Annotated in this window: 25 protein-coding genes; 15 read left to right on the forward strand and 10 right to left on the reverse strand. The window is 65.5% G+C overall.

Going from position 1 to position 24,545, the window contains the following annotated elements:
- The first annotated feature begins 1,259 nt into the window (after positions 1 to 1,259).
- The 7 genes from F2Q65_RS12940 to F2Q65_RS12970 all read left to right on the forward strand — a co-directional run bounded on the left by F2Q65_RS12940 (position 1,260) and on the right by F2Q65_RS12970 (position 8,879).
- On the forward strand, positions 1,260 to 2,723 hold the full coding sequence (locus F2Q65_RS12940; protein WP_150093837.1) for a hypothetical protein: 1,464 nt from the start codon (positions 1,260 to 1,262) through the stop codon (positions 2,721 to 2,723).
- Between the two features lie 5 nt (positions 2,724 to 2,728).
- Complete coding sequence (locus tag F2Q65_RS12945; protein WP_150093838.1) at positions 2,729 to 3,193, forward strand: hypothetical protein; 465 nt, start codon at positions 2,729 to 2,731, stop codon at positions 3,191 to 3,193.
- A gap of 154 nt (positions 3,194 to 3,347) precedes the next feature.
- Positions 3,348 to 4,013, forward strand: coding sequence for a DUF2293 domain-containing protein (locus F2Q65_RS12950; protein WP_150093839.1), 666 nt, complete (start codon positions 3,348 to 3,350; stop codon positions 4,011 to 4,013).
- A gap of 6 nt (positions 4,014 to 4,019) precedes the next feature.
- On the forward strand, positions 4,020 to 4,307 hold the full coding sequence (locus F2Q65_RS12955; RefSeq protein WP_150093840.1) for an isochorismatase family protein: 288 nt from the start codon (positions 4,020 to 4,022) through the stop codon (positions 4,305 to 4,307).
- A 318-nt stretch (positions 4,308 to 4,625) separates the two neighbouring features.
- Positions 4,626 to 5,507 (forward strand): TIGR02452 family protein, encoded by an 882-nt coding sequence (locus F2Q65_RS12960; RefSeq protein WP_246156200.1) that lies wholly within the window; start codon positions 4,626 to 4,628, stop codon positions 5,505 to 5,507.
- 619 nt (positions 5,508 to 6,126) lie between these two features.
- Entirely contained in the window at positions 6,127 to 8,463 is a 2,337-nt protein-coding gene (locus tag F2Q65_RS12965) for a VIT domain-containing protein (protein ID WP_170265694.1), read from the forward strand.
- A complete protein-coding gene (locus F2Q65_RS12970) occupies positions 8,460 to 8,879 on the forward strand; it encodes a MerR family transcriptional regulator (protein WP_150093843.1) in 420 nt (139 codons plus the stop codon). Before F2Q65_RS12965 ends, F2Q65_RS12970 begins: the two co-directional genes overlap by 4 nt.
- A gap of 71 nt (positions 8,880 to 8,950) precedes the next feature.
- Here the strand turns inward: F2Q65_RS12970 and F2Q65_RS12975 are convergent, their stop codons facing one another.
- A complete protein-coding gene (locus F2Q65_RS12975; RefSeq protein ID WP_150093844.1) occupies positions 8,951 to 9,355 on the reverse strand; it encodes a YchJ family protein in 405 nt (134 codons plus the stop codon).
- A gap of 144 nt (positions 9,356 to 9,499) precedes the next feature.
- Positions 9,500 to 10,624, reverse strand: coding sequence for a sigma-54 interaction domain-containing protein (locus F2Q65_RS12980; protein ID WP_150093845.1), 1,125 nt, complete (start codon positions 10,622 to 10,624; stop codon positions 9,500 to 9,502).
- 179 nt (positions 10,625 to 10,803) lie between these two features.
- On the opposite strand from F2Q65_RS12980, the gene F2Q65_RS12985 reads away from it, so the two are divergent.
- Complete coding sequence (locus F2Q65_RS12985; RefSeq protein WP_170265695.1) at positions 10,804 to 11,181, forward strand: ADP-ribosylglycohydrolase family protein; 378 nt, start codon at positions 10,804 to 10,806, stop codon at positions 11,179 to 11,181.
- Positions 11,182 to 11,429: 248 nt separating this feature from the next.
- Here F2Q65_RS12985 and F2Q65_RS12995 read toward each other — a convergent pair whose 3' ends face one another.
- Positions 11,430 to 13,136 carry an ADP-ribosylglycohydrolase family protein gene (locus tag F2Q65_RS12995; RefSeq protein WP_150093847.1) on the reverse strand — a complete coding sequence of 569 codons (1,707 nt, stop codon included), beginning with the start codon at positions 13,134 to 13,136 and terminating at the stop codon, positions 11,430 to 11,432.
- 122 nt (positions 13,137 to 13,258) lie between these two features.
- Between F2Q65_RS12995 and F2Q65_RS13000 the strand changes: the two genes are divergently transcribed.
- Both F2Q65_RS13000 and F2Q65_RS13005 read left to right on the forward strand, forming a co-directional pair.
- Entirely contained in the window at positions 13,259 to 13,828 is a 570-nt protein-coding gene (locus F2Q65_RS13000) for a hypothetical protein (RefSeq protein WP_150093848.1), read from the forward strand.
- Between the two features lie 36 nt (positions 13,829 to 13,864).
- The gene (locus F2Q65_RS13005) at positions 13,865 to 14,254 is read left to right on the forward strand and encodes a response regulator (protein ID WP_150093849.1); all 390 of its coding nucleotides are present in this window, start codon (positions 13,865 to 13,867) and stop codon (positions 14,252 to 14,254) included.
- A gap of 379 nt (positions 14,255 to 14,633) precedes the next feature.
- Here F2Q65_RS13005 and F2Q65_RS13010 read toward each other — a convergent pair whose 3' ends face one another.
- From F2Q65_RS13010 to F2Q65_RS13040, 7 genes are all read right to left on the reverse strand, one after another.
- Positions 14,634 to 14,879 carry a WGR domain-containing protein gene (locus tag F2Q65_RS13010; protein ID WP_150093850.1) on the reverse strand — a complete coding sequence of 82 codons (246 nt, stop codon included), beginning with the start codon at positions 14,877 to 14,879 and terminating at the stop codon, positions 14,634 to 14,636.
- A gap of 484 nt (positions 14,880 to 15,363) precedes the next feature.
- Positions 15,364 to 15,759 carry a hypothetical protein gene (locus F2Q65_RS13015; protein WP_150093851.1) on the reverse strand — a complete coding sequence of 132 codons (396 nt, stop codon included), beginning with the start codon at positions 15,757 to 15,759 and terminating at the stop codon, positions 15,364 to 15,366.
- The gene (locus F2Q65_RS13020; RefSeq protein ID WP_170265697.1) at positions 15,756 to 16,706 is read right to left on the reverse strand and encodes an integrase domain-containing protein; all 951 of its coding nucleotides are present in this window, start codon (positions 16,704 to 16,706) and stop codon (positions 15,756 to 15,758) included. Before F2Q65_RS13020 ends, F2Q65_RS13015 begins: the two co-directional genes overlap by 4 nt.
- 1,090 nt (positions 16,707 to 17,796) lie before the next feature.
- Positions 17,797 to 18,585 (reverse strand): ATP-binding protein, encoded by a 789-nt coding sequence (locus F2Q65_RS13025; RefSeq protein ID WP_246156202.1) that lies wholly within the window; start codon positions 18,583 to 18,585, stop codon positions 17,797 to 17,799.
- A gap of 284 nt (positions 18,586 to 18,869) precedes the next feature.
- Positions 18,870 to 19,070, reverse strand: a complete 201-nt coding sequence (locus F2Q65_RS13030) for a helix-turn-helix domain-containing protein (protein WP_150093853.1) — start codon at positions 19,068 to 19,070, stop codon at positions 18,870 to 18,872.
- A 451-nt stretch (positions 19,071 to 19,521) separates the two neighbouring features.
- Positions 19,522 to 19,983, reverse strand: a complete 462-nt coding sequence (locus tag F2Q65_RS13035; RefSeq protein WP_150093854.1) for a hypothetical protein — start codon at positions 19,981 to 19,983, stop codon at positions 19,522 to 19,524.
- A gap of 224 nt (positions 19,984 to 20,207) precedes the next feature.
- Complete coding sequence (locus F2Q65_RS13040; protein ID WP_150093855.1) at positions 20,208 to 20,675, reverse strand: helix-turn-helix domain-containing protein; 468 nt, start codon at positions 20,673 to 20,675, stop codon at positions 20,208 to 20,210.
- Positions 20,676 to 20,799: 124 nt separating this feature from the next.
- Here F2Q65_RS13040 and F2Q65_RS13045 point away from each other — a divergent pair, with 124 nt between their 5' ends.
- The 5 genes from F2Q65_RS13045 to F2Q65_RS13065 all read left to right on the forward strand — a co-directional run bounded on the left by F2Q65_RS13045 (position 20,800) and on the right by F2Q65_RS13065 (position 24,210).
- The gene (locus F2Q65_RS13045) at positions 20,800 to 21,153 is read left to right on the forward strand and encodes a flagellar transcriptional regulator FlhD (RefSeq protein WP_150093856.1); all 354 of its coding nucleotides are present in this window, start codon (positions 20,800 to 20,802) and stop codon (positions 21,151 to 21,153) included.
- Positions 21,150 to 21,734, forward strand: a complete 585-nt coding sequence (locus F2Q65_RS13050; RefSeq protein ID WP_150093857.1) for a FlhC family transcriptional regulator — start codon at positions 21,150 to 21,152, stop codon at positions 21,732 to 21,734. The genes F2Q65_RS13045 and F2Q65_RS13050 overlap by 4 nt, the downstream gene beginning before the upstream one ends.
- 131 nt (positions 21,735 to 21,865) lie before the next feature.
- Entirely contained in the window at positions 21,866 to 22,135 is a 270-nt protein-coding gene (locus F2Q65_RS13055) for a helix-turn-helix transcriptional regulator (protein WP_150093858.1), read from the forward strand.
- A gap of 63 nt (positions 22,136 to 22,198) precedes the next feature.
- Positions 22,199 to 22,630 (forward strand): CHC2 zinc finger domain-containing protein, encoded by a 432-nt coding sequence (locus tag F2Q65_RS13060; RefSeq protein WP_150093859.1) that lies wholly within the window; start codon positions 22,199 to 22,201, stop codon positions 22,628 to 22,630.
- The gene (locus F2Q65_RS13065; protein WP_150093860.1) at positions 22,627 to 24,210 is read left to right on the forward strand and encodes a DUF3987 domain-containing protein; all 1,584 of its coding nucleotides are present in this window, start codon (positions 22,627 to 22,629) and stop codon (positions 24,208 to 24,210) included. Before F2Q65_RS13060 ends, F2Q65_RS13065 begins: the two co-directional genes overlap by 4 nt.
- Positions 24,211 to 24,545 lie beyond the last annotated feature (335 nt).

Consider the following 24,545-nt stretch of genomic DNA (forward strand, 5'->3'; position numbering starts at 1 on the left):
GCCGGCGCCACGACCGTGGAAATCTCCAAGCGATCCATCACCCGAGCAGCGGCCCCGTGTCCGGGGTGCAAGCGCTTCATTAAGAAGGCTGTCCGTGCGTCCTGGTGCAAGCGCACCAGTTCCTTTGCGGCGAGGTACCGCTCGAACAGCGCCTCTCCATAAGGTATGCCTCGCAAATATTCCCGCACCTCTATCGGTCTTCATACCTTCTCACACCTCATCTTGCTGCGTCCCTCGCAACATAATCAGGCAAGGTCTTGCGGAGTGTCCTCGGCAACTCCTCACTACCCACGGCCGGGCTCGAACTCTCGCCCGGCCCGATGATCTCCTCCTCCGCGAAGCGATCGATGAGCTGGGCGGCTAACCCCATAGCCGACCCGGAACCGCTGCTGCAACAGCGACGTCGCCGCCTTCTGCTCCCCGACCACGAATGCCCGTCACTCCTTGTAGAGTTCATCCTCGTCGCTGAACCTGCGCCACACGTGCGGTGCGTCATCCCCCTCGCGCGATGATTCCCCACCAGCTCCCTCGATCTCCTCCGTCGCCTGCGCGAGACCCGCTTCCGCGTTGCGCTCAATCGCTGTAGGCCCCTCAACGTACCCTTGCACCAACTCCAGGGTTTCCCGCTGCTTCCCCAGCAGCTCCTCAAGCAGTCCTCGATCCGCTCCAGCCGCTCCTCGATGTTCTTGCTCATGTCCCCCTACCGTACCCCGTCCACCGCCCACGGCTTTGCTTACTTACAGAAAATCGCGGGTGCGTGCGAGCGTGACGATATTCCCCATAAGTTCTCGTATACTTCCCTAAAGCTTCCGCAAAATCTTCCGCAGATGTACTTAAATTGTGAATTTATATATACATTTTTTCGCTACTGTATGGGTCGTGACCTAGGGTAAGAGCATATGGGTAACCGACATGCATCAATCTATCGAAGGCCTGAAAATGTCTGTCCATGCTGAGGGGCGGATGCGCCAGAGGGGTTTCACCCGCCATGATGTCGAACTGGTATGCCGATACGGCACACTCGTTGGGGATGGTCTTCTGATGACGCAGGATGCTGTCCGCGAACTGTGCTTCAATTCAGGCGAACAGCAGCGCGGAGAGCGACTGCTCGGTGCCGTCGCGATCGTGCAGGGGGGCACCATCGTCACGGTGTTCCACGCTGAGAGGAAATGGCGCAGAGCCCAGACCAGAAAAGGCTGGAGCCCGCGGCGGCACCGCAGGCGCCGTCCCTCCACCCCGCGATCTCAAGGAGATGCAGCATGAGCGAAACTCACGACAACATCATTGATGCCACTACCCGGTTCTCACCTTCGGATCACCAGAACGCGGATCTCGATCGTCAGCGCCGCGATGGGCAAAGACTTCTTCACCACAAAAATCGCCTCAAGCTTTCCACGGAAGATCGTGAGATCGTCGCGCGCAACATTGGTTATCTCCTGACCCGGCACCGCATCGAAAGACGCGAGCTCGCTCATACAGCTGCCTGCACGACGCGCAACATCACCGCCAAGGAGCTTCACGACCTCGTGCTGGGCCTAGGCGAGCGCGCTATAGCCCACCGTCTCCGTGCCGATGTGTCTAAATACCGTGCCGTGATTTTGGGCCTTGGCGAACTTACGAGGATCGATGCCCCCCTTCTTGCAAACACTGTTTTTTCTGGTACCGCTATTCACCCTTCAAGCGGTTCGATGCGTTCCGAGATAGAGAATCTAATCCAGTTACTGTATGACATCACTGAAGCTTTAGATAGCCGTTACAACCTCTCTAATCGTTTCTCTACCTTGGCGCAGAGACGCTCCATGCTGCCGGTCGATGCTCCCTTCGCTTGCTGGCCAGGTGGCGCCCCTTGTACGCCTTCCTTAGATTTGGAGGCTGTTGTAAGCCCATACTGGTGGGACGGCCTCGTAAGAGATTATTTCCGAGGTGATACGTATTTAGAAAACACCTCTCTTCGCGATTTTCTCCGCTACATGCCTCACTTCTATTTGGGTATTGATGACAACTTTGACGACAACTGGCCATTTCCAAGAGAAATGAGCATCCACAGTGATACTTCAGACGAAAGGTGCTCTTCACAACCGGGAAGAAAGCTTCTTTGGGATGACATTCTCTTGTGTCACCCCGAGCGGGACACTGTCAAGAACAGGAACAGGAACAGGTTAGCGGAGACCGTCGGTGACGTAGCAAGACAACAGCTGAACTGGGACGACACCGGCAAGACCATTTTGATAAATGGTTTGTCAGAGGAAGATCTTAAGGAACGGGGTCGCGAGCACATGCGTAGATATATGAAGGAAATCGGCCTCGAGGAGAACTGGGAGCGTGATGGCGGTGAGATGATCACGGAGCAAGGGATATGGATCTGCCTGTATCCGTCTTGGAAGTCGACAATCGACCGCGTTCCGAATTTGCTTCCCGTCATTGTGCGCAACTACGGCATGGCCGGCGCGAACGGGACAATCACAATAGACTCGGTCGACATATGGCTGGAGAGCATAGCGAAGTCAAAGCTTGTTACCGGACTGACAGTCTTAGAGCGCTTGGAGGAAGTACTTAGTGCTGACACGATCGCGGATGAACCGGAGGCGATGTCCGAGTTACGCAGGACGGTGTCGTTCATCGAACATCACCCACTGCTGCAGCGTGCCCGAAAGCTGGAAGCCGGAGCGAGAAAAATACGTGAATATCGAGAACAGGCGCTTCGTAGAACGGAAGAGAAGTAAGAGCAATGTCTAAAAGCCCAGAGAACGAACGCGCCTCAGCGGCATACCTCTGCACACACTTGCTGAAGGTGCGCAGGGATCTGCTCACAGAGGGTGCTTATACCCCTTCCCACGACCGTCATCTGCGCGAGCTTGCAGGGGTGACGCTGTGGAAGCACTCGGAAGCCGACGGCAAGATACAGGGATGCCGATTCTGGTCGCACGAAGCGCTAGCAGCCCAGAAGCGGCGACAAAGCAAGGAGCTACAGCACGAGCACGTGTTTCCGAAGAAACAGATGATCGAACTCCTATTCGACTTGGATAGCCCGGATTTGGCGACGGTACGCAGGCTTCTCGATGAGCTCAATATCGCCGCAGTAGTGACCAAGACGGAACACCGGCGGCTGGGTGGGATTCCTGGAACGCGGCATGACGTATGGGAACGCTACCGCACCGCAGGCATTCCGTGGGTTGACCAGACAGCGCAGTAACGCCATCCCCCTGTGGACATCCCACGCGCCAAACCCCTCTCCTCTGCTACGCGACATATGGCTCCCAGACACATGCGCAGACTCACGTGTATGCATAGACACCGACAGCGCCGTTGCGGTGCTATTGGCGTACCCAGCGCTGTATCTCTGTCCCATGACCACTAACGACCTCAAAGTCTTCATCACCAACCGAGACAGTCAGTGCGACGAGTGCAAGGAAGGGCTCGGCCGGCATGCCTGGATCACTCTTGAAGGAAACGGCCGCGATGTCTGCCTCTCCTGCGCCGACCTCGACCACCTCGTCTTCCTGCCTTCCGGCGACGCGGCTCTCACCCGTCGCGCACGCAAACACTCACGTCTATCCGCAGTCGTCCTGAAGTGGAGCCGCACGCGCAAGCGCTACGAACGCCAGGGCCTCCTCGTCGAGGACAAAGCCCTTACCATCGCCGAAGCCGAGTGTGAAGCAGACGCCGCAACGCGCGCACAACGGCGCGAACGCGCAGCAGTGCTCCGAAAAGAACTCGACCAAGAGTACGTCGCACGCTTCGCAGCCCGCATCCGCGACCTATACCCAGACTGCCCCGAGGGGCGCGAAAACGAGATCGCGGAGCATGCGTGCCGCAAGTACAGCGGCCGCGTGGGCAGGACAAGCGAAGCGAAGGACTTCGATCCAGACGCTATCCGCCTCGCCCTCATCGCCCACATCCGCCATGCTGAGACCCCATACGACGAACTGCTCCTCCAAGGCCACGAACGGCACGCTGCGCGAGCCCGCGTCCGCGACACGGTCGACACCATCCTCCGCGCCTGGAAGGGATAGCTTCCTTTGTTCCGCAACCACTATTCCGCATTTGATGCCGAAGACGATGCGGGAGAAGCCCTCAGCTCGGTCCTGCCCAGACTTGGCATCAAACGCATCTATATCGGCGGACTTGCGACGGATTATTGCGTGCTGAACACAACGCTGGACCTATTGAGGGCCGGCTATCAGGTCATTGTCCTGACCGATGCCTGCCGCGCCGTCAATGTCGCACCGGACGACGGAATCAAGGCGATCGAAACGATGCTCTCGCATGGCGCGGTCACGATGACCACCGCGGCTGTTGAGCAGTGAGCGCATTGGCGTTTGTCCGGCGACTGGCGCCGAGCAGCGCCGGCGAGTCGCCTGTGCTTGCTCCGCCGCTCGGCAGGCAGCGGTGCATGCTTGTACGTTGTCTCGCAGCAAGGCGTTCAGCCATGGCTCCTGTCCCCTCACCGGCCGCCGTTCCAGCGTGGTCCAGCTCACCACCCTCAGTCCGATATGCCAGACCAAGCCGCTATCCTTGGAGCTGACCCTGGATTCGGCCTCAGGGCCTGGCCTGCCAGCTTCCCGAGTGCCCGTCTTTCAAACTGGATGTCTAACATGTCGATGCCTCAGCCTGCAGCATGTCCGTTGAGCATCCTGCCTTGCCAGGACTCTCCAGCGCATGCCGAGCGCTGCCGCGCTGCCCTTGCACTGGACCCTCGTCATGCCCGCATGCTCGGACACAGCGCGCTCGCGGCCATCGAGCAGGGCGGCTACCGCGGACCTGCCGGGGAGCAGGTCGACTGGGATCAAGCAGTCAGAGACGCGGTCTGCGCCAAGCGCAGCCTGCCGCCGGCGGCGGTGTTGCCGTCGGTGACATGGGCTAACCACCCAACCACCGAGGTCCAGGTCGTCAATGAGACGACGCTCGTGGCGGCGCGGCGCCGGGTCGCGCTCGGCGACGCCGTGCTCGCACTGAACTTCGCCAATGGGGTCTATCCAGGCGGCGGCTTCCTGCAAGGCGCGCGCGCCCAGGAGGAGGTCCTGTGCCGGTCCAGCGCGTTGTATGCGACGCTGCGCGGCGACCCGATGTATGCGCATCACGCGCAGCGCCCGCAGCCGGACTCGACCGACTGGGCCATCCTCTCGCCCGAGGTTCCGGTGTTCCGTACGGATGACGGCACCGCGCTCGAGGTGCCCTGGCATGTGAGCGTCGTGACCAGTGCCGCCCCCTATGCGCCGGGGGTCGGGCAGCCGCTGGCCGGGGATCTGCTGCAGACGCGCATCGCGCGCGTGCTGGCCATCGCGCAGGCGTTCGGCTACGAGACCCTGGTGCTCGGCGCTTGGGGGTGTGGGGCGTTCGAGAACGATCCACTGCGGACGGCACGGGATTTCCATGCGGCCGTATCAGGTCCGTTCCGTGGCGCATTTCGGCATGTGGTGTTCGCGATTGCCGATTGGTCCGCGGAGCGGGCGGTCTTGGGGCCATTTCGGGACGTCTTTACCGGTACGGCAGTCTCTGCGTCCTGAGCGGCCGGCACGCGGCGCAGCTGCACGGACCGTTGCCTTGCTCCTGAATCCGGAGCCGGATGCGCCTCACCGCCGCCCGTGACACGCGTTCCTCACTGGGGTTCGTCGAGGGGGTCAATGTGCGCCACCCCTGCGGAGTTGCCGCTGCACTGGCGCTGAAGATCACCGAGCGTGCGCAGCGATCTGCTTCACTCGTCGACCATCACCCTAGAAAGAGCAGCCAGCCAATAGCCACGAGCTGAAAGCCTTATTTCACTGCCGATTTCCGGCCGGTGGCCTTTCACCCAACGGGTGAGCGCTCGATCCGTGAAAAAATCGGCCAAGCGTTTGATTGGGTGGCGCTGGAGGCTGGAGGCTGGGGGCTGGCTGCTCCATTAGGGATCACCGCTCTTAGACGTCATCGGCCCACGAGCGCACTTGGAAGGAGCGCGTTGGTCTGACGCGGAGGCCAGCGCGGCGGCGCCTGCGCAGGGATAGGTCCAGGCCGAGCCTGTTACCGCCAGCACGGCACACTATTCGACAGCATTGATGTTTCTATCTGATGCGCTATAGTTCTCTCCAGGCGCCAGTCGCGCGGGACGGTGGTCGTCCCGCCCTGGCGTCATCCTTGGGGGACACCATGGACCAGCGCGTCACAGAGTCGGCACCGCTTCTCACCGCCACCGCCCTGCGTGGGCGCCTGGAGGGGCTGCTCGGCGAGATCCGCATCGCCCAGACCTTCCGCAATACCGAGTCGGTCAACATCGAGGCTGTCTTCACCTTCCCGGTCCCGCCCGAGGCGGTGCTGCTCGGGGTGGAGGTGCGCATTGACGAGCGGGTACTGACCGGCGCGGTGCTGCCGGCCCGGCAGGCCGAGGAGGATTACGAGGAGGCCATGGTCAGCGGTGATGGTGCTATCCTGCTGCAGCGCGCCGGGCGCGGGCTCTACACCGTCAATGTCGGCAACCTGCTGCCGGGGCAGACGGCCGAGCTCGACTACCGCTACGCCCTGCTCGGCGCCTGGGACGGCGATCTGTGGCGCCTGACCCTGCCGACCACGGTCGCGCCGCGCTACGGCGACCCACTGCGGGGCGGTCTGGCCCCGCATCAGGTGCCCCCGGTCGCCTTGCAGACCGGGCATCGCTTTACGCTGGAGCTGGTCTTCGGCGGCAGCCTGCGCGCGGCCGAGGTCGACTCGCCCTCGCACGAGTTTTCAATCACCCCTGCCGACGACGGCCTGCTGGTGAGCCTGGCGCAGGGCTCGGCGCCGCTCGACCGCGACCTGGTGCTGCGCATCCGCGCCGATGCGGTGGCCCGCGCCGGGGCGGCACTCTACGCGCCGGACCCGTTTCCGGGCATGGCCGCGGAGCCGGCTGCAGTTCCACGGAGCGGTGCCGTCGCCCTGGTCAGCCTGCAGCCCCAATTTGAGAGCCAGTCTCAGCGCCAACTTCAGAGCAGGTCCCCTACCCCGCCCGAGCCGGCTGGACGCGACTATGTGCTGATCGCCGACGCCTCGGGCTCCATGGCCGGCGACAGCATCGCCCAGACCCGTGAGGCCCTGGCCGACATCCTCGAGCGGCTGCAGCCCGCCGACCGCTTCAACCTGATCGTCTTCGGCAACGCCCCCGAGGCCCTGTTCCCTGCCCTGCAGCCGGCCGACGCGCGTCACCTGAGTCAGGCCCGCGCGGCCGTGGCACGGCTCGACGCCGACCGCGGCGGCACCGAGATCGGCGCGGCTCTGCGCCTGGCCCATCGCCAGCGGCCCGATCAGAGCCGGCACCAGCCGCTGGACCTGCTGCTGATCACCGACGGCGAGACCTGGGACGTGGAGGGGCTCATCACGGCGGCGAAGGCCGCTGGCGACCGTGTCTTTACCGTCGGCGTCGGCGCGGCGGTGGCCGAGGGGCTGGTGCGCGGTCTGGCCGAGGCCACCGGCGGCGCCTGCGTACTGGTGCATCCCAACGAGCGCATGGCCGAGCAGATCCTGCGCCAGTTCGAGCGCATGCGCGCCCCGCGGGCGACCCTGGCCATCGCCTGGCCCGCGGAGCCGCTCTGGCAGTGGCCAGCGCAGGACGAGCCGCTCTTCGCCGGTGATACCCTGCACCGGCTGGCCGGCTTTACCGACCTGCCCGAGGGATCGGCGGCGCTGACCTTCACGCTTGCGGACGGCCGCACTCAAACCGCGTCCCTGGCGCTTGAGCCTTGGCCGGCTGCAGCGGCGGACGACACCCTGCCGCGGCTGGCCGCCGCCCGGCGCCTGACCGATCTGGGGGAGGAGGAGGCCACTGACCTGGCCGTGGCCTATCAGTTGGTCACGCCACACACCCACTTTCTGCTACGCGACGTACGCGATGAGGCGACCAAGGCGGGCAGCCTGCCCGAGCTGCGCCAGGTGGCGCATCAGCTTGCCGCGGGCTGGGGCGGGATGGGGACCTTGGATGCCGCTTCGCTGTCGATCCAGTCACCAAGCCCACAGCGCTCTGCCCGCGCGGGATGCGTGATGTATTCCAGGTTGCTCCCCGATGCTGTCGATGATGCGATGGACTGGTCAGACGTTCCCCGCTTCCTGCGGCGGTCACAGCCGCGGTCCTTCGCAGATACGGACAATTCGCTTGCCGGCGCGCCGCCGGCTGCTTCGGTTGAGAGCGGTCTCGATCTGTTCGCCGACTGGCTGCGCGATCAGCTGTCGAACTTCGACGATCCGCACCGAGCCTTGCCGACGCTTGAGGATCTGGCCGGCGCCGGCCTGCCGGAGGCTCTCCAAGCACGGCTTGCGGCAATGGTCGATGCAGGCGCGCAGGAGGAGGCGGTCGTTGCCACGCTGCTGCTGGCCGTCCTCGCCGAACGTGCAGACCTCCCGTTCGCGCGCGAGACCCGCCGTCGGCTGCGCTTTGCCGTCAAACAGGGCCTCAGCGAAACGGACGCGGCGGCAATCAGGTCCGCCGTCGCTGCCTGGTGCGCCGGAGACAGTACATGACCCCCGACACTGGCGAGCCTACCTTCGGCATCGACGAGCTTTGTGCCCTCAGCGGCGTGGCGCGGCGCACGGTGCGCTTCTACACGCAGAAGGGCCTGCTCGATCCGCCGGAGGGGGCCAAGCGGGGCGCCCACTACACCCGCCGCCACCTGGAGCAGCTGCTGCTGATCCGCAAGTGGCAGCAAGCCGGGGTGTCGCTGGAGCGCATCGGGCGTCTGCTTCGGGGCGAGGTCGCCGACCTGCCGCCGCCGACCGAGCCCGGCACCGTGGAGGTGTGGAGTCGGATCACCCTGCGGCCCGGCCTGGAGGTCCATCTGGAGCCGGGCCGCCTGGGACTCGATCCCGAGCAGGTCCGCGCGCTGATCGCGCGCCTCGAGCGGGCGGCTGGAGAGGATTCGGAAGGCGCGGCGCCGTAGCGTGCGACGGGATCGGCCTCGACGTTGGCGAGCCGGTGGCGGTAGCGGCTACTTGAGGGTGGCCGGCGATCTCAAGTGTCGGAGACCGTGCCCAGATAGAGCCAGCGCCCACACTCTTTGACGAACCGGCTTGTCTCGTGGAGTCGATGCGCACGTCCGCCCACCTTGGAGCGGGCGACGAACTCCACGATTCCTTCGCTATCGTCTGGGCCGCCGGCCACGACGCGGGCGACCTTCAAGCCCAGCCAGCGCACGGGCTCGCCATCCAGGTCGAGCGTGCCCGGTCGGCTCACCGGGTGCCAGGTCGCCAACAGGTAGTCCTCCCGGCCCAGCACATAGGCCGTATAGCGCGAGCGCATCAGGGCCTCGGCGCGGTCCGGGAGCTGGCCGCGATCCAGATAGCGCCCGCAACACTCGTCATAGGCAGCAGGGCCGCCGCAGGGGCATGGCGGGAGTGTGTTCTTCGCGGGTTTCAATCGGGTTTCCTCTGTCGGCGCCTTTTTCTGCCTCCGCCTGAGTCTCTATCAAGGCACCCCTGGGTGCTTGGCGATGAGCAGATCCAACCGGCGGTCTTGTTTCCGCCCCGGCCGGCGGTCCGCCGTTCCGGCGGCGAGCCGGCGTCAGCCGTCTACGCCATACTTGGTAAGCCAGTTACTCAGCGTTCTATAGCTCGACAGGTTGAGAAGCTTGGCGGCGCGCGTCTTGTTGCCGCCGGTGCAGGTCATCGCCTCGCGTAAGTAGTGGCTGGCGAGCTTGTGCATCAGTTCGGGCAGGTCGACGCCCGCGGCGATCGGCTGACCAAGCAGATCATCACGTCCGTTCGCATGCGCCGGGAGTTGCAGCAGCGCGTCGGCGGCATCCCGCTCCGTGATGATGCCTTCATCCGCCCAAAGTGCGGCTCGCGTGAGTGTATTCGCCAACTCGCGAATGTTGCCGGGCCATGGGTGCTGCTGCAGCCGGTTCACCGCCGCCGGAGCAATCCGCACCTCCTGCCAGGCGGGATCCGAATCGCTGTCGTGGTTGATGCGCGCCAGCAAACGCTCCACCAGCAGGGTAAAGTCCCCCGGCCGCTCACGCAGCGCCGGTAACCGGATCAGCGCGACAGCGAGCCTGAAAAACAGATCAGTGCGAAAGCCACCTGTCGCCACTTCTTCCGCCAGCGTCCGGTTGGTGGCCGCGATAATGCGCACGTCGACCGCGCGCGGGGTCGTCTCGCCAACCCGGGTCACCTGTCCCTCTTGTAGCACGCGCAGCAGCTTCACCTGCAGATCCGGCGCGAGCTCACCAATTTCGTCGAGGAACAACGTTCCGCCGGTGGCGGCTTCGAAGTAGCCGACCCGATCTGCCGCAGCGCCGGTGAAGGCACCTTTGCGATGCCCGAACAGCTCCGATTCGGCCAGATCACGAGTGATGGCCCCACAGTTGACGGCCACGAACGGCTGCGCCGCACGCAGGCTCGCACGGTGGATGGCCCGCGCCAGCATCTCTTTGCCGGTGCCACTCTCGCCTTCGATCAAGACCGGCACTGCGCGCGGAGCCACGCGGCGCGCACGCGCGACGACGGCGCGCATCGCCGGTCCCTGATGCACGATGTCGGTGAACTCCGGCGCCTCTCCCGCTAAACCGGCGCCAAGACGAACCAGGCCCCTGTCGGCCGTGCGGTAGATATCCGGAATGTACTCTGCAGACAGCTCGAACGGGATCTCCGCAGTGCGCACGCCGCCTTGGCGCGAGGACTCGATCAACTCCGGCTCGCGAGTCCTGAGAGCCAGCCCTACAACAGTTTTGCCAGTGGTGCCGCGATGCGCGGGTCTGCTTGTGGCTGGTTAGCCGACGATGGCGCGCGCGCCCTGCGGCTGTCGAGGGTCGTCACCGAGGTTACCCACACCCCCCGGAAGGCATCAAGGGCGCCCAGGCAAGGGCCTTGGCCATCTTCCTCGCCAGAAGCGGTGTTCCGGCGCTTGCGATCACGGAAACGATTGTGTCCAGGTTCGGCTATGACTTTGGCCGCACGGTCGATGACATCCGTGCGAACAACCCACACAGCGATGCGTGTCAGGAGACCGTACCGGAAGCGATGACCTGTGCGCTCACGGCCGACTCATTTGAAGACGCGATGCGTAACGCGGTTTCCATCGGCGGCGATAGCGACACCATCGCCGCCATCGCGGGCAGTCTCGCGGAGCCGCTGTTTGGCTTGCTCGACGAGATCAAGAACGAATCAGTTGCGCGACTTCCGGAGGACATCGTGCGCATCATCCAGCAGTATTACGCTGATAGCAGAGTGCTTGGCTCGTATTAGTATGCTCTGGCTCCCCTACCCCGTACTTAAACGAGGCGTAGAGCACCCCGCCTGGCTTGGGCGCCTGAGCTAGGCGACGCAGCACCTCGGGCTCGTACCCTAACAGCAGGCGACGGCGCAGGGACGCGGGGCGGGAGCGTCGTACTGTCGTCGCCTCCCGTACCCGGGACCTACGAGCCGAACCACGCCGGGGTCCGGGGGGTCCCCGTCGACGTTGGCGACAGGGAAACGTCCGCGGCTGACCTGCCTCAGCACCTCAAGGTACCAGCCGGCATAGGCCCAATCGACACCTCATGCACGTCGGGCCAGTTCCGGACAGCGCTCGAGGACGCATTCGGCAAGCGCCTCGGCATCAAGCCCGGCGGCGTTGCGCCATGAAAACGACAAGTCTCGGCCATCGGCCCAAGTCGCGCCTGTAGCGCCGCGATGCCATGCAGGCATTCCGGCAGCACATCCAGGCGCCGGACCCAATCCAGCGGCAGGCTGTCGATGCCCCTCCAGGCGCCCCACAGCTGCCCGGCAATGGCGGCCGTGGAATCGCTGTCGCCGTCATGATTGGCCGCGCGGCGCACGACGTCCTTGAAATCGCGCGCGCTCAGCAGCGCGTAGAGCGCGATCGCGACGGCTTCTTCGCCAACCCAGCCACCGCCAATGGCGGCGATGGCCTCCGCCGCGGCTTGGCGTTTCTGCTCGGCAAGGCGCAACGCCAGGCGCACCCGCTCCCCGAGATCCGCCACGAGGCCGTGCCCAGCCAGCGCCGCCTCGGTGATCGCCAGTGCGTGCGCGATGGCCTGCCGTGGCGCCTGGCCGGCGCACAGTCGCTGGATCAGCACGGCGAGAAAGCCAGCGCTGGCCCAGCCATCGGGGTGGCCGTGGGTCAGGGCGCCGCAGGCGGCTGCGCGGGCGAAGGTCGTCTGGGATGTCGCCCCGCTCAGCCAGCCGAGCGGGGCGATGCGCATGGCCGCACCGCAGCCCTTCGAGGCGTTGATCGGGCGCTCGAGCGAGCCCCGGCCACCGCTGCGCAGCGCCGACAGACAGGTCGTGCCTGGCGCGCGGGCGTGGCGCATGTTCGGCCGCCGCGCAAGGGTGCCGCGGACCCGCTGGCCGAGACTGCCTCCGTGTTGGGTGTCGAGCCAGTCCAGATAGGCGCGTCGGATGGCCTCGATCAGGGCGCCCTCATCATCGGCGTCAGGCGCGCGCGTCAGCCCTTCCAGCGTAAACAGCGTCATCTGGGTGTCGTCACTGACGAGCAGTCGGCCCTGGGTCAGGACCGGCTCGCGCAGCCCCTCGGCCCCGAAGCGCTGCTTGATCTGGCCCAGGGAGTCGAATTCGACCGCATAGCCAAAGGCATCCCCGAGGGCACCGCCGAGCAGGCAGCCGAGGGTCCGATCAAGCACCGCCTCGTCCTGGGTCACGGTGCGTGCCGCGCGCACATGCGCCTCTTGCGCCCAGGTTTCGATGCTCCCGCGTCGCGCCGTTCGGACCGCGGCGATGGCCTCCTCAGGCGCCTCGCCCAGTTCCACCAGCAGCCGTGCGGCAACCGTACCGGTGCGCCCGATGCCGCCACGGCAGTGAATGAGCACCTTCTGTCCCTGGCGCAGCAGCCGGCGAACCTTGAAGCCATAGAGCACCCAGCGATTTTCGAAGCGGTGTCCCGGCGCCTGGACATCGCGGATTGGCAAGTGATACCAATCGATGCCAAGCGCCTCGACCGCCTCGCCGATCCCGGCGACCTTGACCGCCGCCAGTTCCTCACTTTCCATGAGTGTCAGCACCGCCGCCGGCCCCCAGTCGGCGATGACCTGAAGGTCGGTCGCGAGATCCCGCTGCCAGTGACCGCTGATGGACTTTCGCTGTTGCTTTCCGGGACAGAAGGTCAAGCCGATCTGCCCGCCGGCGGCCGGGTAGAGGGTGTCGATGCAGAGAGGATGAGTGTGACTGGTCAGCAGGGCCATCTGGACGCTCCGGTGATGCGGGTTGGCGAATACCCGATTGGGCAAGGCCGGTGAAATCGGCTAACATTGACAGTTACAAATGTTATCACTATATACTGTCATTGTCAGTGAAGACTTACGTTATGTCCGATGACCGCGATTGGCACGGCACAGCGGCCGAGCTGGCCGCCCTGGCCGGCGAACGATTGGAGAGCCTGGGTTTCGACGACGACAAGGTCAACGAGCGTCTGGTGCGGTACTACGTCTCCGAGCGCGTGTTGAGCCGCCCGCGGCGGGAAGGACGCGAGGCGCTGTTTGGCTATCGCCAGCTGCTGGAGCTGCTGGCCGCGCGCCTGCTGAGCCGCGACGGCTGGCCGCTGGCGAAGATCGCCAGCTGGAACCAAGGCGCGGACGAGCGGGCGCTGAGCGACCTGATCCCGGAGCGAAAACCCCCGCGAGACGCAGCCGGGCGCACCGAGGAGCGGTCAGAGTCAGGCACGGCAGGCATCGCCGGGGCATTGACCGAGCGCTTGATGGCGGCACATCAGTGTCCCGCGTTTGAAGCCGAGCCCATGGTGCGCATCCGCGTGCCAGGCGTCCTGGAGCTTTTGCTACCAGCCGCCGAGGTGCGCTCCATGACCGGCGACAAAGCCGAGCGCTATGCGCGGCTCGTGCGTGATGTGCTGCGCGGGATGAAACCAACCGACGGCTGAACGGCGCGTGAGCCGTCGGCATCACAGAGACAAACGATGAACAAAGCAATCCCGGAAACACGACACCTCGTCCTCGCCGTGAATGACGATCCGGCGAGCGATCTTGCGCTCTACGCCTGGCTGGCGGAGCGTGGCGTGGCGGTGCTGCGCGCCTACTCGACGGAGCACGCGCTGCGCTTGCTGACGCGCGCCCGGGTTCAGCTGGTGATCTCCGACCTGGCACGCCAGGAGGGACAGATCCTGAACAAGACCGCCGGCATCGCCCTGGCCCAAGCCATCCGCGCACTGGGGTGTGACGCGCCAATGGTGATTTTCACCAACGACAAGTCACCGCAGATCAAGACGCTGGCGCTCGAGGCCGGCGCCAACCACGTCACCGAGCATGGCGACGCGCTGCTGGAGTGGTTGCGCAATCAGGGGATTTAAGCCGGCGTCATGGCCGATGCGCCCTGCCCCGCCGGGCCAATCCAACCAGCCACCGCTGCCTGGTTGGTCTCGGGTCGGCTGCGGACGGCGCCCGAACGCCGATGCGCGTCCCGAGCTTGCCGAGCGCGAAGCCGCGCACCAATGCGTTTGCTCAGCGGACGTACCGAATCGGTCATCACGTTGCCCGCCATTGAAGCAGCAATCGCAGGGGCGAAGATGCGGCCAATAGCTTAACGTGTCTTTAATTCCACGCCCTAACCAGGAATTTCTACCACAATACTGCTCACAGATTTGCCGTTGTTCACGAGACCGCACGCCAAAAGAGGCGCAAAAGACCCAACGATGGCGCACCCGGACACCATGAGCATCCAGACGGCCATCAGGGTTGGTCTTGGGAGCCTGCGCCCTCCCCGCGCGGTTGGTAGCCGTGGCGACGCCGGCGCTCGGCGATCTCGCGCAGCCGTTGCTCGCCGGCCTCGCGCGTCTCGACCCAGTGCGTGCGCATGCGGCCCAGGCGCGAGCCCAGGCCTCCCCAGGCGGTGATCACCGACCAGCCACCGAGGAGGTCTTCCATCAGGTCCGCCTGGTAATAGCGCTGCTTCTGCACATGCACCCAACGCAACATCGGCTCGCCCTCCCGCCCATCGCCCAGAGCACACACCAGAGCACCCCGGCCTGTGGCGCCTGACGCGCGATCTGATGCGACCGTCGAGCCACCACAAGGTACTGACGCTCCGTTCTTTCTCTGTTCTCTTTTAGCACAACGTACAGTGCTTGCGGGCCAGTGCGGGCCAATTGATGCCGGAAAACAGCCCAACGGCAGCGACCCCAGCATGCTGCAGTCGTTTTGGCGCAACCCTGCGCTGCCGTCGAGACCTGCTGCAGCGATCCTGCAGCCGCTCCCGAGGCGTCCTGGCCTGACCGTCGTGCGGGTGTCATGCTGCAGGCGTGAAAGGACCTTCGACGCGGATGGACCGTCGTGCTGCAGGCGACGGGGAGTCGTGCTGCACGGAGGCCGATGCTGGGGCACGTCTGCAGGCCTGTCGCTGGGGACCTCTGCCCGGCCACCGTCGGGCGGAGCGGAGCCTTCGGACCAGGCTGTCGAGCCCTCAGCGTGCCTTCGGGGTGCTGGGATCTCGACTGAACTGCGCGAGCTTCGGCGGGCGGCCACCCGTGGTGCGCTGCCGCGCCGGCCTTGGGGAAGGGAGACCGTTGGGACTGACCCAGGGGCCGTGCAGCGAAGCCTCCCATGCCGGCCAGCGTCCAAGCGCGGCGGCGATGACGCGCGCGGTGCGATAGTAGTGGTAGCGCGAGGCGGGGCTCAGCGTCTCGAGCCCCCGCTCCAGCGCCCAGCGCAGATGCTTGGCGCGCCATTGCTCCGGGCGCTGGATACCCCAGCGCGCGCCGATGAGTTCGGCCAGACGCTCACCGCGGCGGATATGCGCTGCGATGCCGCCCGTGCTGCCGGGCTGGGCATGGGACAGCAATCGCCGGATCGAGCTCATCGTGCACTACCGACGTAGGCGGCGGCGATGTCCACGCGTCCATGGCCGAGCTCGCGGGCGATGATCGCGCGGGCGGTGCGATCGGTGTCGCGCTCGGCCGTGCGCCGGCCACCGGTGACCGCAGGAGCCGGATGGCCAGTCAGCTCCCGGTAGCGCTCGCAGGCATAGGCCGCCCGCGCGTCGTGATAGCCGGGCAGCCCCTGGGCCTGGAGGAGCGCACGCCCGGCACGCAACTCGCCTTGGCGCCAGCCTTTGTAGGACTCAGTGGGAGCGAGCAGGTTCACCGATCCCGGCGGCCGTGCGGCAAGCGCGGCCTGCAAGGCCTGCTGCCCCGCTGGCGTCACGGCCACCCAGCGCGGGACTGTCCGACCGCCCTTGGTGCCGTCGAGGATGTTGATCCTGCCAAGCCGTGCAGCTTCTTTCGCGAGCCGATCCAGATCGGCCTTGGCGGCCTCCTCGGAGCGCAGGCCGAAGGTCCGGGCCAGTCCCAGCACGGCCGCGGCCCGATGCAGTCCGGCCTGTTGCAGCGCTGTCCGGGCGGCCTCAACCCGGCCTGCATCCAGAGCACGTGGTGGTTGGGTTCTGACCGCCGAGCGTGCGGCGCCGGATAGCGCTCGCGGCGAAACCGGTTCCCAGTGGCCCTCGCGCGCATAGTCAAGGATGACATTGACGGTACTGAGACGGTTCTGGATGGTCGAGACCGCCCGTCCCTCGGCCTTCAGGTGATCGGCATACTGCACGAGCAGCTCCGGGGGGATCGCGCGCAGATCCCGGATACCAGCTTGCGTCCTGGCCCAGGAGGCAAAGACGCGCCAGCGCTCGGTATGACTGGCGACACTGGAGTAATGTCCGCCGCCGAAGCGCGCCTGCAGGATCGCCCTGCCGGCATAGGCCAGGGTGCGGCCCCAGCCGAGATTACGGGCACTCGTGCCCGCGAACAGACCCATGGACGTTCCTCCTCGCATACATGGTTGGTCTCACCGGCGTTCGGACGACCCGATGCCGCAAAGCCGGCACGGTGATCCGCCCGTGCGACCGGAGAAACCGAGTAACAACAGTGACTTGATACGTCATGCGACCGGCTTCGACACACCGCTGGGCGGGATCCCGGGGCAGGCGGTGTGACGCACCTCACCTGTGATCCAGTGTCGAGTCCGGTCATCCCCAGGATCCCGCCCGTGCGGTGTTTAGTGTTGACAGCGTTTTCACCCGCTGCCGGTGCTGGGGATCGGCGCCTGACGCAGCGCCCGAAGCGGCTCCTACCATCCGGAGCGGGGATTTGAAGTGCCTGGCACCACATCCGCGGGACCCCTTATGGGGCGGGCGGGGGGATGCTACTGCGACGGGCGGTCGCGGCGCGGTGCAGGTGGTACAGGGACCGAGGCAGGCTCGGTACGCGACGTCACAAACCGTGGGGATCATGCAGGCCAGGGTGCCGCCCTGGTGTCCGTGCTGGACGCCTGATCGCCCTAAGTAGGGTTTTGACGCGGGTTTTGACGCGGCGTGGTGCCGGACAAAGGCGCGTAGTGGAAGGGCTCAAGACCCATTTTGTACAAACGTCTCTGTGCGGGGCGGGAGACCGTCGAAACCGAGGTCGACGTGTGCGACTCTTGGTCAGCAAGGGAGAAATGAAGGCAGAAGGGTGCATGGCGCAACGCGGTAACCGCGACTCGGAAGCCAGGCCTGTAAGGCGCTTGCGCGGCATCGAGGATGGCGGCCTGCAGACGAGGCAGCGTTGGGGATGGACGGAAACGAAGGTGCCGGACTGCTAAGCAGCGGCAGGGCGATGTTGCCCCGTTCGCCGACTGCACGACGTGCGGGACGTACGGACGCGAGGCGACAGTCGCCAGGGCCTCAGGCCCTGACTGGCCAGATCCGCTCCCGATGGGAGCGAGAAACGCACTGCGGGTGAAAGGCTACCTTGATGGCGAGCGACCAGCGGCTTGTCCCTACCGCAAGGGAGTTGTTCGGTAAGCTAGCACCAGCGGCGGCGGTCCGCAAGCCATTCATCACCGGCCATCCGCCGTCAACCGCCGGTCAGATCTGGGAGCGCGCCTCAGGCGCAGATCCAGGCGACCCGCTGGCGAGAAAACGCCGCCGATAGCTCGGCCAATCGAAGGTCACGATCGACGCCCCGCTCTCGCACAGCCGCTCCAGGATGCGTGCCCCAAGCGCCTGCTCCAAGGCCTCCGCGCCCAGGTCGCCGATGAGGATCGTCGAGCGCAGCTGTCCATAGCGGGCATCGAGGACCTCGAACAACAGCGCACGGCCCGCCGCGTCCAGCGCGGTCGTCACATCATCGAGCACCAGCACTGGGGGCTCACTCAGCGACGCAAAGGCGACCCGTTCAGTCAGCGAGGAGCGTGCATCGCGCAATGCGCGCAAAGCCCCGGCGAGTGAGCAATAGCGCCCGCTGTGCCCGGCGATGAGCGCCTGTGCAAGAATGGCACAGGCCAGATGCGTCTTGCCGGTCCCGGACCCGCCGAGCAGCAGCAAAGTGTCGCCGCGCACCGCCGCCCCCGTGAGGGCATGGGCATAGTCACGACAGGCGATGAGTGCGCGCTCCTGCCCGGGCGTCGTCACCTGGTAGGCCCCGAACGACTTGTCCCGGAAGCGCTCGGGGATGCCCGAGGTCGCCAGGGCGCGGGCGAGGCGCCGCTCGGCCGCTGCGCGTTGCTCGGCAAGTAGCTGGCGTACCTCCTGCCGGCCGCGCTCGGCCAGCTCCTCGGCCGACATCAGCCGTCCCTTGCCGCGTACGCCGTAGGCCCGCAGCCGTCCCTGCAGCGCTGAAACCGGGTTGGGGTTGGCATCGAGCAGTCTGTTCATCGGTCGTGCCTGGTCTGTCTTGATCCGCCTTGGACGGCATGCCGGGACGCGTTTTCGATCGCCCGCAGCGACGTCGCACCATGGTGCGCAGCGCGCGTGCGGCCAAAACCACGCCCATGTCTGCAACGACGCCGCGCTGATGCGTCGCACGACGCGGCAATCGCCGTCGCCACGGACTGCGGCGTGCCCTCACTGTTACTATACCCAGCTTCCGGAAAAATGCACTATCAGGAGCACATTTTTCCTGCGGGGCGTCTGTTCAGTGTTCAGCCCGCAGCGGCCCGTCATGACCGCAGCAGTTCCGCCGTCTCGACTTCGAGCGCCCGGGCAATCCGGCTGAGACTGGTCAAGGTCGGATTCTCATTGCCGATTTCCAGGCGACAAATCCGCCCCTGGGAGATCCGTGCCCGTTTGCCCAACTCGCTCTGGGTGTAACCACGCTGCCATCGCAAGCGGCGGATGTTGCGACCAATGATGCTGTTCAATGCAATGCCCTCCACGCATACAGCCATCTGACATGGCGCACAGCATAGGGTGCATCGCTGGCATCGGCAGTAGTGAAAGATGCGGATTTCCTGACGTCTTTCGGTGATAGACGTCTTTTTCTAAATGGAGCAGTCAGGCCCCAGCCGTCAGCCTCCAGCGGCGCCAAATCAAACGTTTGGCCGATGTCTCCACGGATCGGACGCCGGGAGAAAGGCACACGGACGGAAACCAGCTCCGAAACAAGGCTTTCCGCCGGTTGTGCTGGCGGCTGGCTGCCCTTCCAGGATCACCCGGTCGGAAACGCACGCGATACCGCCCAGCAAGGGCAACCGATGGGATGGAGCGCGGCGCGCGGCCAGGCTGTGCGCCAGAGGGTTGAAAGAACTTCAAGCAGGAAGGGACGCATGGCGATGGACAATGCCAGCAGGCGTCCCTTCGCGGTCGGCGACGTTAGCGCCAGTCGTCCAGGATGGCCCACGTGAACGTCATGGCACCACCCGCAATTGCGGCGAAGCCGATGAGACGCAGAACGTCACCGACGTCCGCCGGCACCACATCGATGAGATAGAGCGGCACCACGGCAACCACCCAGCAGATGCAGCTTGCCATCAACAGTCTGCGGTTCAGGAGAACTGGAGCAGGCACGCCTGCGGCCGGAGCGCCCCCCGCCATCGCGGGCCGCATCTGACCGCCGTCTGGCGTCTTACCGGATCCCTTGGATTTTTTGATCTTCACATCGCCGAGTTGGATGTTGACCGAGCCGACTGCTCCGCGCTGCTGCGCCGGCGGCTTGACCGCGGTCGACATCGCATCCTCCCCGGCCTCGTTCGGGTCGTCCTGCCGCTTGATGTCCCCGGAAAAACGACTGATCGCATCGCGAATGCGCTCTTGCCTCTCGTCATTTTCATTCATCGACTGTGTCTCCGAAGCGGATGTTCGATCACGCAGACAAACGCCCAACGGAGCAGACTCGCATTGAACGGCCGACTGCCACCGCAATAGTAACACAAGCGTGTATGATTGAACGATCGCATACAACGAATGCGACCAGAAACTGACGAATCCTGACGAAAACTGACGCGCCGCGTGTCATGCGGTCTGCCTTGAGACGTCCTCGCGCGACCGTCCAAAGGCACTCAGCCACTGACCAGACGGATCAGTTTGCGCAGGGGCTCTTTAGGCATGGACTCCCCCTGTCGCTCCATCTCGTAGAGCATCGCGATCAGCTCGGCCTTCTTCTCCAGCGGCATGCGTCCCTGGATCGCCGCCAACCCCTCCTCCACCCCGGCCATCACCGTGCGCAGCAGGTCGGTGTCGAGCACATTGTCCACACCATCCGGCGCCCCCTCCCCCGTCGCCAGCCAGGTGAGTGATACACCGGCCACGCGCGCGATCTCCGTCAGCTTGTCCGCACCGGGAACGCTGACTCCGGAGAGATACTTGCGCAGGACCGTCTCGGAGATCCCGCACTTCTGCGCGAAGGCGGCAGGGGTCAGTCTGCCCTTGGCCCGGGTCAAGCGGTCCGGGAAGCCCTCCCCGTCCCAGCTCGCTCGATCATGCCCGGTCGCGTTGTCGATCACGTCAAAGCTGCGTTCTGCTGACATTGCCGTTCTTATCCAGTGGTTATCGCAGGAGAAAATACTCCATGGGGTGTCATAGTTGATCTATTCGCCTCATAGTGCGTATTATAGCGCATCTCAACCCGATATTTTGCACCGAGGGTCCGCCATGGTACGCACATCACCCCCCGTCACTCCAGCCGCATCCTCCCCCCTGGAGGGTGCGCTGGACCTGGACATCACCCACCTGAACCTGCAATGGCTGGTGGGCGCCCGCGCGCTGGCGCGCAACGATGTGGATCAGGCCACCCTGGTCTATGGGCTCGAGCGCGAGCTGGCCGAAGCATTGCGCGAGGCACCCTTTACCGTGCTGCGCACCTTGGCGGCCTCCGGGGTGCTGCTGGTCCGCCCGCGCTTTGAGACGCGCTTTCTGCACGAACGCCTCGCGGCCTCACAGCAGGCGACCACCGCGTTTGAGCTGCAGTCGATCCTGCTGGCCGCAGAGGGACTGACACAGCCATGAGACTGGAACGCCTGAACCGCACGCAGCAGGCGGTGACACTGCTGCAGCGGGGCATGCGCACCTCACTGGTCAGCCACGTCAGCGGGCTGAGATCGCCGGTGGTGCGCGAGCTGCATCATGAGATCCATGGCGACAAGCCATCGGGCGGCCCACTGCCGAGCCTGAGTGGCCTCCTGCTCTCGCCGCGCCTGCGGGCCAGCGCCTCGGTATTCGTTGCACTCTATCGTGCGCTCGGTGGCACCGAAGTGTTGCATCGCGTCGATCTTGCCGCATTGCTCAAGGCGCATCAACTGTATCAGGCGCAGATCGAGCACCTCGCGGCGGAGGCTACCTTGGGGGAGCCGATCGACATCAATGCGGCCTGGGTCATCGCCCGTGACCTGACCACAGGGCTCGCCCGGCTGCATGTCTGTCCGCACTGCGCAGTGCATTATCTGGCCGGCGATCTCTCCCGCACGGCACTGCATTGTCCGCTCTGCATCCTCAAGCGCGGACGCGGCTGGCGGCGGCAGCGACCGCCCAAGGTCGTCCCGGCCGAGACCGCGCCGGTCCCAAGGATTGAGGCCACGTCGCCGCCCTGACGGCCTAAACCTCTCCCAATTGTGTCGCCCGATCGCACCCGGCCAGGCGGATGCCTGGCCCGGGCCAGAATCCCCTTGTGCCCATCCTTTTTCTTCGCGCCTCTGCGCACCCGTCCATTAGGAGCGTTTCCATGCCAACCCGTGTTCTTCGCCTGCCCCAGGTCCTCGAGCGTACCGGCTACAGCCGCTCGGGGCTCTATGCCCGAATCAGCGCCGGGCTGTTTCCACATCCGATCGCACTCGGTGCGCGCGCCTCGGCCTGGCCCGAGCATGAGGTCGAGGCGGTGCTCGCCGCCCAGATCCGCTCGGTCGATGAGGAGGAGCTGCGCACGGTGGTCAGCACCCTGGAGGGCGAACGGGCCAACTTCGGTCTGACCGGGACACACGCGTCAGCGGCCTGAGCCCATTGCCCACCGGACCATGGACGCGCGCCGTCCGCGGTCCCTGCTGAGGAGGTCTCTTCGATGTTGGCAGAGCCGTTTCTGGCGCGTCTGCAGACGGTCGTTCGCACCGGCGAGCAGCGCTGGTCTGCCTGCTGTCCGGCGCACGCGGACCGCAGCCCATCGCTCAGTATCCGCCTCGACGGAGAAAAGCTGCTGTTTCACTGTCACGCCGGCTGTGCACCGGAGGCGGTCCTGGCCGCCATGGGCCTCGGTTGGCGTGATCTGTATGCCGATCCCTGGGTTGCCGCCCGCGCAGCCGCCGTGGCGCACGCAAGCTGGCGCGGTGCCAGCCGGGACCTGCACCAGGGCATCGATCTCGCCGTCGAGCGGCTGATCCTGCGCATCGCCGCGGCGGACCTGCGCCGGGGGCGGACCCTGTCGATCGAGGACCGCGGCCGTGTGGAGGTGGCCAGACTGCGGTTGCGGGCGAGCAAGCGGGACAGACCGACATGAACCGGCGCGATCCCGACTGGTCCGAGACGCTCGATCCGACGATGCTGGAGCGCGAGGCCGGGGGCGAACCGGACAGCACCGACTGGCCGGACCCCGAGCCCGTGCCCGAACGCGGCGATCTGGGCACGGTGCCGCCGTTTCCCCTCACCCTGCTGCCGTCAGCCCTGCAGACGGCGGTGCGCGAGGTCGCACGCTTCAACAAGGTAGCGGAGGCGAGCGCGGCCCTGATCGGGATCGGCACCTTGGCTACCGCCATCGGCAAGCGCGCGATGGTGGTTGAGCGCGGAGGACTGAATCATCACCCGGCCTTATTTCTGGTCGGCATCGCCGACAGTGGCGAGCGCAAGAGTCCGGTGTTCCGCAGCATGACCGAGCCGCTGGAGGCCTGGGCCGTGGAACAGGAACCGTCGTGGGCGGAGGCGACGCGACGGGTCAAATCCCGCAATGCGGCCGTCGACAGCGAGATCGCCAAGCTCAAGCGCCAAAAGGACTGCGATCTGTTCGAGACGGCGCGGCGCATCGAGGCGCTGGAGGCCGAGCGTCTGCCCCTGCCGCCGACACCGAAACTGTTCACCACCGACTGTACCGAGGAGCGGGTGTTTCAGCTCATGCACGAGCGCCAGGGGGCCTTCGCGGTCATGAGCGGTGAAGGCAGGCCAATCCTGGATGCGATCCTCGGCAAATACTCCGGTGACAAGCGCACGGGGGACGCTATCTATCTGGCCGGCATCAGCGGGGATACGGTCAGTCGCGACCGTGTCGGCAGTGGCCAAAACGGCCCGGAGGACCGGGTCATCCGCCGCCCCTGTCTGAACGTCTGCGTCATGGTGCAGCCGGACAAGTATCTGGAGGCGGCAGGACACTCGGCCCTGCGGGCCTCGGGAGCGCTGGCGCGCATTTGGCCCGTCTGGCTGCCGACGATGGTCGGACGGCAGCACGAGCAGCTGCAAGAGCAGACACTCTGCGCCGGGGAGTTGAAAGGCTACGCACAACTGGTCCGGGCGATCCTGGTCCATGAGCCTCGCCGGGACGGTTTCGGGCGCCCGCTCCCCCATCTGGCGCGTCTGAGCCGGGACGCGGCCGAGGCGCGCGTGGAGTTGCACAACAGCCTGCAGGATCGCATGGCCGAGGGCGGGGATCTGAGTGACGTGCGCGACATCGCCGCCAAGGCGGTCACACAGATCTGCAAGCTGGCCCTGGTGCTGCACGTCGCCGCCTCGCCGCAGGTGCTGGAGGCGCCAGACAGCGCCATCGACGCAACGACCTGGGCGGCGGCGCACTGCGCCGGGGTGTGGTTCCTGGAGGAAGCGGTGCGGGTGCAGCGCATCGCCCTGGAAGATCCCATCCTGGAGCTGGCGCGCCGAACACTTGCCTGGCTTCAGCGCCAGAAACCGAGCGGGCTGCTGTCGGCACGGACACTCTGTCTCTACGGACCGCGGCCACGGCCGAATGCCAAGACCGCCAACGCCGTGCTCGAACTGCTGGAAGAGCTTGGCTGGCTGCGCATCGAGCCAAGCGCGAGCCGCCGCAAGCCCTGCTATCTGCCGCATCCTGCACTCAGGGCGACCGCGTCGTTCTGAGCCCAGCAGTCATGACGGGCTTGACCATTTGAAGTCACCCGAGCCCGGTAGCCCGCTCTCGTGGCACGTGTCACTCGCCTGTTGACGTCCAACTTGGCCGCGAGTTGCGCCGGTCGCGTCCAAAGGCGTCCTTATCCACAGGTTTGTAGCCAATGTAGCCAGCATCTGCGGGATAACGTGAAATCGCGCCGGAACCATAACCCCTGGCTACATTGGCTACATTGGCTACAGTCGTTGTCCAAGCGCATCCACGACCGAGGTAAGCAGTTGATTTTTCGTTATCGGAGGGACTGGGCTTTGCCGCATCGCGGCTTAGATGGTCCTGGCTACAATTG

The organism is Thiohalocapsa marina, from assembly GCF_008632335.1.
Taxonomy (GTDB): Bacteria; Pseudomonadota; Gammaproteobacteria; order Chromatiales; family Chromatiaceae; genus Thiohalocapsa; species Thiohalocapsa marina.

Bases quoted from the DNA above. Each gene is read 5' to 3' on its own strand.
- F2Q65_RS12940 (WP_150093837.1), top strand. From the start codon at position 1,260: ATGAGCGAAACTCACGACAACATCATTGATGCCACTACCCGGTTCTCA.
- F2Q65_RS12945 (WP_150093838.1), top strand. From the start codon at position 2,729: ATGTCTAAAAGCCCAGAGAACGAACGCGCCTCAGCGGCATACCTCTGC.
- F2Q65_RS12950 (WP_150093839.1), top strand. From the start codon at position 3,348: ATGACCACTAACGACCTCAAAGTCTTCATCACCAACCGAGACAGTCAG.
- F2Q65_RS12965 (WP_170265694.1), top strand. From the start codon at position 6,127: ATGGACCAGCGCGTCACAGAGTCGGCACCGCTTCTCACCGCCACCGCC.
- F2Q65_RS12970 (WP_150093843.1), top strand. From the start codon at position 8,460: ATGACCCCCGACACTGGCGAGCCTACCTTCGGCATCGACGAGCTTTGT.
- F2Q65_RS12995 (WP_150093847.1), bottom strand. From the start codon at position 13,136: ATGGCCCTGCTGACCAGTCACACTCATCCTCTCTGCATCGACACCCTC.
- F2Q65_RS13000 (WP_150093848.1), top strand. From the start codon at position 13,259: ATGTCCGATGACCGCGATTGGCACGGCACAGCGGCCGAGCTGGCCGCC.
- F2Q65_RS13005 (WP_150093849.1), top strand. From the start codon at position 13,865: ATGAACAAAGCAATCCCGGAAACACGACACCTCGTCCTCGCCGTGAAT.
- F2Q65_RS13010 (WP_150093850.1), bottom strand. From the start codon at position 14,879: ATGTTGCGTTGGGTGCATGTGCAGAAGCAGCGCTATTACCAGGCGGAC.
- F2Q65_RS13015 (WP_150093851.1), bottom strand. From the start codon at position 15,759: ATGAGCTCGATCCGGCGATTGCTGTCCCATGCCCAGCCCGGCAGCACG.
- F2Q65_RS13020 (WP_170265697.1), bottom strand. From the start codon at position 16,706: ATGGGTCTGTTCGCGGGCACGAGTGCCCGTAATCTCGGCTGGGGCCGC.
- F2Q65_RS13025 (WP_246156202.1), bottom strand. From the start codon at position 18,585: ATGAACAGACTGCTCGATGCCAACCCCAACCCGGTTTCAGCGCTGCAG.
- F2Q65_RS13035 (WP_150093854.1), bottom strand. From the start codon at position 19,983: ATGAATGAAAATGACGAGAGGCAAGAGCGCATTCGCGATGCGATCAGT.
- F2Q65_RS13040 (WP_150093855.1), bottom strand. From the start codon at position 20,675: ATGTCAGCAGAACGCAGCTTTGACGTGATCGACAACGCGACCGGGCAT.
- F2Q65_RS13045 (WP_150093856.1), top strand. From the start codon at position 20,800: ATGGTACGCACATCACCCCCCGTCACTCCAGCCGCATCCTCCCCCCTG.
- F2Q65_RS13050 (WP_150093857.1), top strand. From the start codon at position 21,150: ATGAGACTGGAACGCCTGAACCGCACGCAGCAGGCGGTGACACTGCTG.
- F2Q65_RS13055 (WP_150093858.1), top strand. From the start codon at position 21,866: ATGCCAACCCGTGTTCTTCGCCTGCCCCAGGTCCTCGAGCGTACCGGC.
- F2Q65_RS13060 (WP_150093859.1), top strand. From the start codon at position 22,199: ATGTTGGCAGAGCCGTTTCTGGCGCGTCTGCAGACGGTCGTTCGCACC.
- F2Q65_RS13065 (WP_150093860.1), top strand. From the start codon at position 22,627: ATGAACCGGCGCGATCCCGACTGGTCCGAGACGCTCGATCCGACGATG.